Origin of the sequence: Streptomyces sp. ML-6 (assembly GCF_030116705.1) — a bacterium.
GTDB lineage: Bacteria > Actinomycetota > Actinomycetes > Streptomycetales > Streptomycetaceae > Streptomyces.
In genome coordinates this window covers 7,590,108-7,603,225 of sequence record NZ_JAOTIK010000001.1, presented here as the reverse complement: position 1 = coordinate 7,603,225, position 13,118 = coordinate 7,590,108, and the positions used below count along the sequence as shown (strand labels likewise).

The window sequence follows — 13,118 nt, the reverse complement described above, 5'->3', positions numbered from 1 at the left end:
TGCCCGAGATGCCCCACGAGCGCCGTGCCCGGTGGTTTTCGCTGGAGACCTTCATGAGGCACAGCCCCACGGGACCATCTGCTCAATCGAGCGCCGCGACAAGGTTCTCCTTCTGTTGGATCCGACGAGTGAGCGTTTTCCACCCTCACGTTGATGCGAGGGGAAGGACGAAGACGGCCTTCACGAAGTCGGTGATGCGGTTGGTGCTGCAGCGGAGCTTCCGCAGGAGGCGCCACCCCTCGAGAGTGGCCATGGCCTGCTCGCCGAGGCAGCGGATCTTGGCGTGGGTGGTGTTGTGGCGGCGCTTCCACTGCTTGAGGCGCCGGCCCCGAAACGGTACGCGGACGGGTCCGCCGACGCCTTGATACGCCTTGTCCGCCCAACATCCGAGTCCGGCTTCGGTGAGGGTCTCGATGATCCCGTGCTGCCGCGCGGAAGTCAGGTCGTGAGTCGAGGCGGGCAGAGTCGGCGAGGCCCAGATCCTCTGGGCAAGGAGCTCGGAGGTCAGACCGCGCGCGCCCGGACAAAGTCTTCCACTGTGGCCGGGACGCTCTCCTCGGGCGTTACGTCGAGTTCTTCCATGAGGTGCACTTCCGGCATTTTCCTGCCGTCGCCACTCTTCACCCGGGGAAGAAAATTCCACACACCCAAGCCGAGCACTCCGAGGAGTCCCTTTCTGAGCGTAGGGCGGGTTTCCGTTCCGGCTGCCGCCCGGATGCCCACCGGCAAGGCAGGGAACTGGCCGGCGTACCGGTGACGGAACCCCGTCGCAGACAGAGAAATTTGATCGCACGCCGAAACCGAGGACCTTCTTATTCCTTCACCGGCTCGGGCCCCGCTCCGAGCAGATCGCCGAGGCTTGTCGGCTCCTCAGGAAGAGAGCGCTCTTTCCGCCACGGCGACAGGAAAGTGGGGAGGAAGGACAGGAGACCTGCCGCTGCCGCCGCACAGAGCGCTTGTCGCGTGCCCAGGACATCCGCCAGCGTGCCCCCGAGCAGCGATCCGAGCGGCATCACGCCCCACGTGAGGAAACGCAGGGTGGCATTGACACGGCCCAGCGCCATGTCGGGAACCACTGCCTGACACGAGCTCATAAAACCAATATTGAAGATGACGGTGGTAAATGCGACGACCGAACTGGCGGCTGCGGCCAGCCATACGGTCCAGCCCGGATGAGCCATGGGAAGAAGGAGGCCGAAAGGAGCACCGACAAACAGGGGGAGCCACAGCAGGGGGCCATGGCCGACCTTGCCCGCCAGGAACTTGAAGGAAAACGCGGCGGCGACACCCCCTATTCCCGAGATGCTGAAGAAGATGCCGACCGAAAGGACCGACAGGCCGATATCCCGCGCCAGGAACACCACGGTGATGGAGTATGCCGCATAGGAGGTCAGGTTCAACCAGGCAGAGGACTCCGCCAGCGCCCGGAGCCGGCGGTCTGTGCGGACGAGCAGAACCCCCTCCCGGATCTCGCCCAGCAGGTCTCTTTTCCCGCTGCTCTCTCTCCGCTCCTCGACCTGACGAATGCGAAGGATGAAGAGTGACGACAGGGACAGGACGACACTTGTCACGACAAGGGAAACCGGCGCCGTGAGGAGAGCTGCGAGCTGCCCTCCAAGAGCCGGCCCGCCCAACGTGAAAACCTGCTGGACACTGGTTGTCCTCGTATGTGCCTGAACAAGGTTCTCCCGCCCGACCAGGCCGGGGAGGTAACTCTGGTAGGCCACGTCGTAGAAGACGTTGCAGATACCGAACAACAGAACTGCGGCACTCAACCACCAAATGGTCAGGAAATCGATCCACCACAGCACCGGAATCGACATCAGAATCAGAGATCGCGCCCCTTGGCAGAATATCAGCACCTGTCGACGCCGCATTCGGTCCACCCAGGCACCGGCCGGAAGTCCGACCAGCAGGAAAGGCAGCGTCAAGAATACCGAGACAAGCCCGACTTCGAACTCATCGGCACCCAAGGCCACAACCGCGGTGAGCGGAATCGCAATCCTGGCCACGCTTGCTCCTGCGGCACTTGCCATTGTGGCCGCGAACAGGTTTCGAAAGCCTTGGTCTCTGAACAATCGGGTCGATTCATCAGGCACCACAGGACCGTAACACCGGTTTCAACAACCCCACAAGCCTCGGCCCGAATGAAGTCAATGCTTTATCAAAGCCAACCTTGGAAGATCCAGTACGCCTCGCGATTTGTCTTGATCACACGTGCAGGTTTCAGCCATCGGGGCAGTGCCGGGCGTCGAAGGTTCCTAAATGCAAGTGATCAGCGGGATCGACGAGGCGGACTGGCCGCTGCTGAAGAACATCGTCGTGGAAGTCGCCGATGAGGACGGCAGACTTGCGGCCACGGAAGGAGTCTTCCGCAGGCACGGGATGGAAGTCGACGTCAAGCAGATGCCCGGCTGCCACGGAACCGACCTGCACCTTGTTTTTGCAGGTCGATGAGCGGAAGGTGCCCGACCGGAGGCAGCCGCTCCTGAGGACGGCTGCTGCGAAATCGGCCTGCGGTGCTGCCTCTGCCCCGCACCGCAGGCGCTCCGCATCGGTGCCTGCCGGTTCCCGGCGTTCAGGAACGCCGGGAACCGGTACAGGACAGTCCGCGGTCGGCGCCGAGGGACACGGTCGGTGGGGTGGCGTGTACGGCCGGGTCGGCCACGGGGCAAAGATCGCAGATGTGCCGGGAATCCCGCATGGGGGACTGTCCCCCATATCCTCGGCCCCCTGACCGGTGAAGCAGAGGGACGTACGGAGGGCCGCGGCGTCGGAGGACGGCCGGTGGAGACCGGCCCGTCGAGGCGCGGGAGCCGCCCGCGGGGTGCCTTCGCCTGTCTCACGAGTGGTTGTTCCGAATGAACTCGACTGAGATCAAAGGAACTTGGGGGAACTTCCCGCATCCGCCCCCACTACGGCACCCGTTCTACTGATGTCCGGTCGGCGGTTCCCGGGGTGGCGTCCCGAGGGAGCACCGCCGGTCCGGAATCGACTCGTGTCCCACAGCCAACAGGTGCCGTACGACAAAACATACGGGAGCGCACGACATGCGGACCTCTTTGGATATCGACTCCATTGCACGGAGCGTGTACATATCGATGGTCGACCGGCCCGGCGCGGAAGTGGCCGAGCTCGCCGAGCAACTGCAGGAGACCGAGGAAACGGTCCGGGACGGGCTGGAGCGGCTGTCCGCCCTGCTGCTCGTCGTCCCGGGGGACTCCGCCAGCGGCTGGCGACCGGTCGACCCGGAGGTCGGACTGGCGGCGATGCTCACCCGGCAACAGGAGGAATTAGCCCGCCACCGGCTCCAGGTGGAGGGCAGCCGGCTGGAGGTGACACGGCTGCTGTCGGAGCGCGGGCGCGGCGGCCGGGAAAGCGTCACGGACGTCAAATGGCTGGCCGGCGCGGACGCCGTGTGGCGGCACATCAACTTTCTCGCCGATGAGTGCGCCAACGAGTGGCTGACCGTCGGACCGGCCGAGCGGCCGGACGCGGCGGCCTTCGAGGCCGGCCACTCGCTGGACGAGATCCTGCGGCGACGCGGTACGCCGGCTCGCGCCATCGTGCTGGAGAGCGTCCGCAACGACCCCGAGGCGACGGAGCGCCTGCGCCGGAACGAGGAGTGCGGCGGCGCCGTCCGCACCCTGCCGTCGCTGCCGGTGTGGATGATCGTCTCCGACCGCAGGCACGCCGTCGTGCCGGTCACGAGCGGCCCCAGCGTGGTCGGTGCGATGGCGTGCGGCATCGAGTCGGTCACGGAGGCCTTCGCGACCCTGTTCGCCCGGTTGTGGAAGGAGGCCCTGCCGCTCGCGGAGGCGCGCCCCCGCACCCGCGGCAACCTCTCCCTCCAGGAGCAGCACGTGCTCCGGCTGTGGGCGCAGGGGCTCACGGACGCGGCGGCGGCCCGCCGGATGGACGTCTCGCTGCGCACGGTGCGCCGGCTCTCGGAGAAGCTGACCGACCGGTTCGGCGCCCGGAGCCGGTTCCAGCTCGGCGCCCTCGCGCTCGCCAGTGGCGGCATCCGCGCCGAGGACATGGTCTGACCCCTCCCCCTGGGCGTGACCGGTCGTGAAGGGGCCGGACCTCGTCGTCGAGGTCCGGCCCCTTCACGGTGTGGCACCGGGTGCGGTCACCCGGCCGGTGCGAACTGTGCCGTGATCTCCGCCATCATCAGGTCGGCGATGGCCTGGGCGAGCTGCGCCGGGGTGGGAGAGTCGAAGACGGATCGCACCGGCACATCGATCCGCAGCGCCTTCCGCAGCCGTGAGGCCACCTGCGTGGCGAGCAGCGAATGCCCGCCGAGTTGGAAGAAGTCGTCGTGCACGCCGACGCGGTCGATGCCCAGCAGTTCCTGCCACACGGTGGTGACGGTCCGCTCGACGGCGTTGCGCGGCGCCGTGTACTCCTTCCCCAGATCCGGCCGCTGGTGGTCCGGCGCAGGCAGGGCCGCCCGGTCCACCTTGCCGTTCGCGGTCAGCGGGAGGCGCTCCAGCGTGACGAACGCCGTCGGGATCATGTAGTCGGGCAGGAATCGTCCCAGATGGGCGTGGAGCTCCGCGGTGCTCGGCGCGTCCGCGCCGGTGACCACGAGGTACGCCACGATCCGTTTGTCGTCGGGCGTGTCCTCACGGACGATCACGCAGACCTCGCCGATCCCGGGGTGAGTCAGCAAGGTGGACTCGACCTCGCCGAGCTCGATGCGGTTGCCGCGGATCTTCACCTGGTTGTCGATCCGTCGCAGGAACTCGATCTGTCCGTCCGCCCGCCACCGCACCAGGTCACCGGTGCGGTAGACCCGGGTGCTCACCCCTTCGGCCTCGTACCCGACGAACTTCTCCTCGGTCAGATCCGGCCTGCCCCGGTAGCCGCGGGCCACCGGCGTGCCTCCGATGAGGAGTTCCCCGGGCACCCCGACCGGCACCGGCCGGCCGTGCTGGTCGACCACGAACACCAGGGTGTTGGAGATGGGCCGGCCGATCGGCGGGACCGCGTCGCCGGGTTCGACCACCGTCGAGGTGACGATGACCGTGGCCTCGGTGGGTCCGTAGTTGTTGATCACGCGGAACGGCAGCCGTGCCCGCGGCGGCATCCGCAGCCGGTCGCCGCCGGTCAGCACGTACTCCAGGGTGCTGTCCGCCGCCCAGGGCAGCGCCGCCAGGGCCTCGAGCATCGGCGTGGACAGGAACGTGGTGTGGACGCGCTGCTCGCACAGCCAGTCCCGCAGCAGATGCGGGGTGAGCCGGACGGTCTCGGTGGTGACGCAGCAGGTCGCGCCGCGGATCAGGCCGAGCCACAGCTCCCATGCCGCCGGGTCGAAACCGATCCCGGCCAGCAGCGCGATCCGCTGTCCGGGTTCCAGTCCGTACTCGCGTGCCGTCCAGTGCACCAGGTTGACCAGGCTGCGGTGTTCGACCTGGACGCCCTTGGGGCGGCCGGTGGAACCGCTGGTGTAGATCAGGTAGGCGAGGTTGTGTGCTGCGGCGGCCGGCCGGGGGTCGGTGTCCGGCTCGTCGGCCAGCGTCGTGGTGTCCTCGTCGAGCAGCAGCAGCGGTACGTTCGAGGGCAGCCGGCCGGTGTGCGCGGAGCCGGTGAGGACGACCGGAGTCCCGGTGTCCCGCACCATGTACGCCAGCCGCTCCGCGGGATACTCCGGATCCAGCGGCACGTACGGCGCTCCCGCCTTCAGGACGCCCAGCACGGCCGTCACCAGATCGGGGCCGCGTTCCAGGCACACCGCGACCGGCATGTCCGGCCGCACTCCGTACCGGGTGCGCAGGTGGTGGGCGATCCGGTTGGCGCGCGCGTTCAGTTGGCCGTAGGTCAGCGTGCCCTGGGGCCCCTCGACGGCCATCGTGTCCGGCTGCCGTGCCGCCCGCTCCTCGAACAGGCCGTGCAGGGTGGCGGTGTCCGGGAAGGGGGCCGCGGTGTCGTTCCACTCGACCACCGTCCGCCGTCCTTCCTCGGCGGTGAGCAGGCACAGCCGGGACAGCCTGGCCGCGGGTTCACGGGCCACCGTTTCCAGCAGGGTGCCCAGGTGGCCGGCCATCCGGGCGACCGTGTCCCGTTCGAAGAGGTCCGTCCGGTACTCCAGGGTGCCGCGCAGTCCGCCTTCCGCCTCCTCGGACATCATCAGGGTGAGGTCGAACTTGGCGTCCGGCAGGGTGACCGCGAAGGGCTCCACTTCCAGTCCCGGGAGGCTCCAGCCGTGTTCGTCCGGTGTGTTCTGGAACACGAACATGGTCTGGAACAGGGGGTTGCGGGAGGGGTCGCGGTCGGGGGCGAGTTCCTCCACGAGGCGTTCGAAGGGCAGGTCCTGGTGGTCGTAGGCACCGAGCGCGGTGTCCTTGACCCGGTCCAGGAGTTCGGTGAACGCCGGGTCGCCGGACAGGTCGGTGCGCATGACCAGGGTGTTCACGAAGAAGCCGATCAGCTCCTCCGTCTCGGCCCGGTTGCGGCCGGCGACCGGGCTGCCGACGGTCACGTCGTCCTGGCGGGCGTACTTGACCAGCAGCACCTGGAAGGCGGCCAGCAGCACCATGTACAGGCTCGCGGTGCCGCTCCTGGCCGCCTTTCTCAGCCCGGCGGCCACTGCCGCGCCCACCTCGAACGTCACGGTGTCGCCGCCTCCGGACCGTCGCTCCGGACGGCGGTGGTCGGTGGGCAGTTCCAGAGGTTCGATCCCGGCGAGCCGCTCCCGCCAGTACGCCAACTGCCCCTCCAGCACCTCACCGGTGAGCTGCTGTCGCTGCCACACGGAGAAGTCCGCGTACTGCACGGGCAGTTCCGGGTCCTCGGGCGGGGTGCCGGTCGTCGCCGCCCGGTAGCCCTCCCGCAGTTCGCGTGCCATGACCGGCTCCGACCAGCCGTCGCAGGCGATGTGATGCACCGTCAGCAAAAGGTGCGCCTCCTCGTCGGCCAGTCGCACCAGGTGGGCGCGCAGCAGCGGTCCCGCCGCCAGGTCGAACGGGCGGGCGGCCTCCGCACGGACCAGGTGCCGGGCCGCCTCCTGGCGTTCCCCTGGGTCGGTGATGTGCCGCAGGTCGTGGACGGCCGTGTGCACCGGCCGGGGCGGATCGACGATCTGCGTCGGCTCACCGTCGGCTGCGGCGACGAACCTCGTCCGCAGGATCTCGTGCCGCGCCAGCATGCGGGTCAGCGCCGCGTCGAGGGCCTCGGGGTCCAGCGCACCGCTGACGCGCAGGGCGAAGGGCACGACGTACTCGGCGCTTCCGGGCTCCATTTGGTCGAGGAACCACAGTCGCTGCTGGGCGAAGCTCAGCGGCAGCGGCCCGCCGGTCCGGTCGGCCGGCTCGATGCGTTCCGCACCGGCCGTCCCGTCGGTGGCGAGTTCCGCCACGGCCGCGGCCAGTTCGGCGACGGTGGGTGAGGCGAACAGTTCCCGCACCGGTATCTCCACGCCCAGCACGTCCCGCAACCGTGACGTCACCTGGGTGGCGAGCAGGGAGTGGCCGCCGAGCTCGAAGAAGTTGTCGTCCACACCGGTGACCTCGGTGCCCAGCACCTGGGACCAGGCCGCGGCGATCGCGCGCTCGGCCGGGGTGCGGGGGGCCGCTCCGCCGGCCCCGGAGGCGCGGGGCTCGGGCGCGGGCAGCTCCCGCCGGTCCACCTTGCCGTTCGGGGTCAGGGGCAGCCGCTCCAGCGCCACGAAGGCGGACGGCACCATGTAGTCGGGCAGTTCGCGGCGCAGCCGCCCGCGCAGCTCCTCGCCGCGCACCGTGGCGCCCGCCGCCGGGACGACGTAAGCGACCAGCCGCTTGTCGCCCGGAGCGTCCTCGCGGACGACGACGGTGGCCGCGGCGACCTCGGGGCCGGCCAGCAGGACCGCCTCGATCTCGCCGGGTTCGATGCGGTGCCCGCGCAGCTTCACCTGGTCGTCCAGCCGTCCCAGGAACTCCAGTTGCCCGTCGGCCAGCCAGCGCACCCGGTCACCGGTGCGGTAGACCCGGCGCGGTGTGCCGTCGAGGTCGGCGGTCACGAACCGCTCCGCCGTCCGGTCGGGCAGGCCTCGGTATCCGCGCGCCAGTCCGGCGCCACCGACGAGGAGTTCGCCCGCTACCCCGGCCGGCACCGGTCGGCCGTACCGGTCCACCACGTACACGAAGGTGCCGGGCACCGGGCGGCCGATCGGCGGCACGGGCGTGCCGGGGACGACTTCGGCCGAGGTCGTCACCACCGTCGACTCGGTCGGCCCGTAGTTGTTGACGATGCGGAAGGGCAGGCGCAGCCCGGCCGGCAGGCGCAGCGCGTCACCACCGGTCAGCACGTACTCCAGGGAGGTCGGCTCCGACCAGTCGAGGGCCGCCAGCGACTCCAGCACCGGTGTCGAGACGAAGGTGCCCGTGATCCGCCGTTCGTTCAGCCAGCGCTGGAGCAGCGCGGGCGTCAGTCGCACCGTGTCGTCGGGTACGCACACGGTGGCGCCGGTCGCCAGGGCGGGCCACAGCTCCCACGCCGCCGCGTCGAACCCGACCCCGGCCAGCAGCGCGACCCGCCGTCCCGGGGCCGCGCCGAAGGTGTCGGCCGTCCAGCGGACCAGGCCGGCCAGGCTGTGGTGCTCGATCTCGACGCCCTTGGGCCGGCCGGTGGATCCGCTGGTGCAGATCACGTACGCCAGGTCGTCGGCGGACGCCGCGGGTTCCGGGTCGTGGGCCGGCAGGTCCGCGAGGGACGGCCGGTCCAGGTCGGTGAGGAACCGGCCGGGCCCGTCGGGCAGCCGGGCGGCCCGGGTGCTGTCGGTGACCACGAGCACGGCCCGCGCGTCCGCGATCATGTGGGCGAGCCGGTCGGCGGGGTGGTCCGGGTCCAGTGGCAGGTAGGCGGCGCCGGACTTGAGTACCGCGAGCAGTGCGGTGATCTGTTCGGGGCCGCGTTCCAGGCACACGGCGACCACGTTTCCGGGTCCGGCCCCGCGAAGGCGCAGGTGGTGGGCGAGCCGGTTGGCCCGCGCGTTCAGTTCCCGGTAGGTCAGTTCTCCGTCGGCCGAGAGCACCGCCGTCGTGTCCGGCCGCAGGGCGGCGCACTCCTCGACGAGCCGGTGCACCGTCGTCCCGTCCCCGGTTGCGGTCCCGGGGGCCGTGGCGGACGCCGTGCCGCTCCACTCGGCCAGTACCCGGTGCCGCTCCGCGCCGGTCAGGATCTCCAGTTCGGACAGGCGGCGTTCCGGGCCGGTGACCGCCGCGCGCAGCAGCGTGGTGAAGTGCTCCGCCAGCCGCTCCACGGTGTCCGGTGCGAACAGGTCGAGGGCGAAGACCAGATCGCCGTCGAGCGAGCCGTCGGGCCGCTCGGTGAGGATGAGGGTCAGGTCGAACTTGGCCTCCTCCTCGCGGACGGCGAACGGCTCCACCGTTGTTCCGGGCAGCTGCCAGGTGTGGCCGTCGGGGGTGTTCTGCAGCGCGAACATGGTCTGGAACAGGGGGTTGCGGGACAGGTCGCGGTCGGGGGCGAGTTCCTCCACGAGGCGTTCGAAGGGCAGGTCCTGGTGGTCGTAGGCACCGAGCGCGGTGTCCTTGACCCGGTCCAGGAGTTCGGTGAACGCCGGGTCGCCGGACAGGTCGGTGCGCATGACCAGGGTGTTCACGAAGAAACCGATCAGCTCCTCCGTCTCGGCCCGGTTGCGGCCGGCGACCGGGCTGCCGACCGCGATGTCGTCCTGGTCGCTGTACTTCGCCATCAGCAGTTGGAACACCGCCAGCAGGGACATGAACAGGCTCGTGCCCTGTCCCGCCGCCAGCCGCCGGGCCGCGCCGGTCAGGTCGGCGGGCACCGAGAAGGACACCGTGCCGCCCCGGCCCGATCGCTCGGCCGGCCGCCGGTGGTCGGTCGGCAGTTCCAGCGGTCGTACTCCGGTGAGCCGCTCCCGCCAGTACGCCGACTGCCCTGCCAGCGCCGGGCCGTCCAGCACCTCGCGCTGCCAGCTCGCGAAGTCCGCGTACTGGAGGGCGAGGGGGGCCGGGGCGCACGGCCGGCCGGCCACCGCCTCGCCGTACAGTTCGCCCAGTTCCCGGGCCAGGATGCCCTCCGACCAGCCGTCGGAGACGATGTGGTGCACCGTCAGCAGCAGCAGCCACTCCGTGTCGGCCACCCGCACCGCCATCGCGCGCAGCAGCGGCCCGGTGGCCAGGTCGAACGGTCGTCCCGCCGCCTCGCGCAGCATCTCGCGCGCGGCGTCGGCACCGAGGTGCCGGGCGTCGTGGACGTCCACCGCCACCTCTCGCACGGCGTCGACGACCTGGCAGGGGCGTCCCCCGGCGTCCGTGACGAACCGGGTCCGCAGGATCTCGTGCGAGGTGGTCAGGGCCGTCAGCGCGGCGCCGAACGCGTCCGGTGCGAAGTCTCCCTCGACCCGCAGCCCCACCGGGATCGCGTACTCGGCCCGGTCCGGCGCCAACCGATCCAGGAACCACAGGCGTTGTTGTGCGAAGGACAGGGGCAGGGCGCCCGTCGACCGGTCCGCGCGCGGGATCGTGGCGCAGGTGCCCGGGTCCAGCGCGTCCACGGCCGTTGCCAGCAGGGCCGGTGTCGGCGCGTCGAACAGGGTCCGGTACGGCACGTCCACCCCGAGGTCCCGACGCAGCCGGGCGGCGACCCGGGCGGCCAGCAGGGAGTGGCCGCCCAGCTCGAAGAAGTCGTCGTCCGCGCCGACCTCGTCGACGCCCAGGAGTTCGGCCCAGATGCCGGCGACGGTTCGCTGGGTGGGTGTACGGGGCGCGGCGAATGCAGCGGAGACGTCCGGGCGGTGGCCCTCGGGCGCGGGCAGCGCCCGCCGGTCCACCTTGCCGTTCGGGGTGAGCGGCAGCCGTTCCAGTACGACGTACCGGGCGGGCAGCATGTGCTCGGGCAGCTCCCGCGCCAGGGCCGCGCGCAGCCCGGCCACGGCCACGGCCGTGCCGCCGGCCGGGACCAGGTACGCCACCAGGCGCTTGTCGCCCGGAACGTCCTCGCGGACCACGACCGTGGCCGCCGCGACGGCCGGCCGGGACAGCAGGGCGTTCTCGATCTCTCCGATTTCCACCCGGTGCCCGCGCAGCTTGATCTGGTCGTCCATGCGGCCCAGGTAGACCAGGCGCCCGTCCGGCAGCCACTTCACCAGGTCGCCGGTGCGGTACACGCGTGCCTCGGGGTCGGCCGAGAACGGGTGGGGTACGAACCGCCGCGCCGTCAGGTCGGGCCGGTCCAGATAGCCGAGGGCCACGTTGACGCCGCCGATCAGCAGTTCGCCGGGGACTCCGACCGGCTGGACCTCGCCGTGCGCCCCGACCACGTACACCTCGGTGTTGTCGATCGCCCGGCCCATCGGCACGTGGTCCGCCGCCGGGTCCACCGTCGTCGTCCGGCTGACCACGTTGCCGACGGTTCCCTCGGTCGGGCCGTACTCGTTGACGATCGCGGTGTTCCCGGTGCCCAGGGTCAGGGCCCGGTGCGCCAGCGCCGGTGCCAGGTCCTCGCCGCCCACGACCATCGTGGCGATGCCGTGCCGTACGCCGTCCTGCTCCAGCCGGGCGGTCAGCAGTTCCAGGTGCGCGGGCGTCGCCTTCAGGAAGCTGATCGGGACACCGGTCGCGACGATGTCCACGGCCGCGTCGAACACCGTCCGTCCCGGCTCCGGCTCCGGCACCACCAGGCACAGTCCCTGCACCAGCGGCAGGAACAGCGCGGTCACCGTCAGGTCGAAGGCCGCCGACGAGCACAGCAGCGAACCGATCCGCGCACCGGGTGCCGGAGGGTAGTTCCGGTCGCACCAGTGCAGGTAATTGACCACACCCCGGTGCCCGACCCGCACGCCCTTGGGGCGGCCCGTCGAACCCGAGGTGTAGATGACGTACGCCACGTCGTCCGGGCCCGCGGCGGTGGCCGGGGCGGTGCCGGTGGCGGCCGGCCACTCCCGGTCGGCCAGCAGCAGCGCGGTGCCCGGTGCGAAGAGGTCCGCGTGCACGGACTGCGTCACCACCACCGGCGCGGCACTGTCCTCGACCATGTACCGCAGCCGCTCGGCCGGGTAGGCGGGGTCCAACGGCACGTAGGCGGCACCCGACTTGAGTACGCCGAGCAGCGCGCACACCAGGTCCGGGCCCTGGTCCAGGCACACCGCGACCAGCGTGCCGGGGCCGACGCCGCGCTCCGCCAGGTACCGTGCCAGCCCCTCGGCCCGCTCGTCCAGCTCCCGGTAGGTCAGCCGCTGTTCGCCGTGCTCCAGGGCCACCGCGTCGGGCCGGTGCGCGACCTGCTGCTCCACCAGCCGGTGCACGGTCGTGGTGTCCGGGAAAACGGAACGCGGCCCGTTCCACTCGGTCAGGATCCGGTGCCGCTCCGGCTCCGTCAGCATCTCCAGCGCGCTGAGCGGCTCCCCGGGAGTGTGGGCGGCGGAATGCGCGAGCGTCGCGAGGTGCCCCGCCATCCGCTCCGCCGTGGCCCGTTCGAACAGGTCGGTGCGGTAGCCGAGGACGCCGCTCAGCCGCGCGCCGTCCGCGAGGACCTCCAGCGTGACGTGCGCGTCCGGCGGGAACGCGGTGGCCTCCCGGTCGGCTGTGCGCCATGCGAACCACGCCGCCGCGGCCTCCGCGCCGCCGGCCGCTTCGGTCAGCGCCGCGAGGGGCACCGGACCGCGGGCGACGGCGTCCGCCATGCCCCGCGCGACGTGTGCCACGGCCTCGGTGAGCGCCGGGTCGCCGGCCGGGCCCCGCACCACGGTCGCCGTGTCCGTGTCCCGTGTGCCGTCCGCCGGCACCGCCACCGGGACGTCGCCCCGGCCGGCGTGCCGCGCCAGCAGCGTGTGGAACACCGTCAGCAGGACCGCGGGCAGCTCCACGCCCCGGTCGCGGGCCAGCGCGGCCAGCGCGTCGGCGGTGCGGGCGGGCACGTCGAACGGGACCCGGTCCGCAGGGCCCGGCCCGTCGTCCGACGGACGGCGGTCCGAGGGCAGTTCCAACGGCTCGAGGCCCGCCAGTGCGTGCCGCCACTCCCCCAGCTGGTGATCAGCCACCGTTCTCTCCCCATCGTCAGGACATCGTCAGCGGTACAAGCGGTTCACGGGCGGCACGTCGTACGGCGCGCGGCGAGGGGCGGGGCGGGGCCTCCGGGCGGGCCGGGACCGTGCC

The 13,118-nt window shown here is 71.1% G+C and carries 5 protein-coding genes; 2 read left to right on the top strand and 3 right to left on the bottom strand.

Annotated features, from left to right (window positions below):
- Positions 1-145: 145 nt before the first annotated feature.
- Positions 146-643 carry a transposase family protein gene (locus OCT49_RS33230; protein ID WP_283855500.1) on the bottom strand — a complete coding sequence of 166 codons (498 nt, stop codon included), beginning with the start codon at positions 641-643 and terminating at the stop codon, positions 146-148.
- 169 nt (positions 644-812) lie between these two features.
- Complete coding sequence (locus tag OCT49_RS33225; RefSeq protein WP_283855499.1) at positions 813-2,099, bottom strand: MFS transporter; 1,287 nt, start codon at positions 2,097-2,099, stop codon at positions 813-815.
- A gap of 166 nt (positions 2,100-2,265) precedes the next feature.
- Between OCT49_RS33225 and OCT49_RS33220 the strand changes: the two genes are divergently transcribed.
- The gene (locus tag OCT49_RS33220; RefSeq protein WP_283855498.1) at positions 2,266-2,457 is read left to right on the top strand and encodes a hypothetical protein; all 192 of its coding nucleotides are present in this window, start codon (positions 2,266-2,268) and stop codon (positions 2,455-2,457) included.
- Between the two features lie 593 nt (positions 2,458-3,050).
- Complete coding sequence (locus OCT49_RS33215; protein ID WP_283855497.1) at positions 3,051-4,046, top strand: helix-turn-helix transcriptional regulator; 996 nt, start codon at positions 3,051-3,053, stop codon at positions 4,044-4,046.
- An 86-nt stretch (positions 4,047-4,132) separates the two neighbouring features.
- Here the strand turns inward: OCT49_RS33215 and OCT49_RS33210 are convergent, their stop codons facing one another.
- The gene (locus OCT49_RS33210; protein ID WP_283855496.1) at positions 4,133-13,003 is read right to left on the bottom strand and encodes a non-ribosomal peptide synthetase; all 8,871 of its coding nucleotides are present in this window, start codon (positions 13,001-13,003) and stop codon (positions 4,133-4,135) included.
- Between the last annotated feature and the right edge of the window lie 115 nt (positions 13,004-13,118).

What these genes read in the sequence shown, in the direction of transcription:
- OCT49_RS33220 (WP_283855498.1), top strand. Translation starts at nt 2,266, where the DNA reads ATGCAAGTGATCAGCGGGATCGACGAGGCGGACTGGCCGCTGCTGAAG.
- OCT49_RS33215 (WP_283855497.1), top strand. Translation starts at nt 3,051, where the DNA reads ATGCGGACCTCTTTGGATATCGACTCCATTGCACGGAGCGTGTACATA.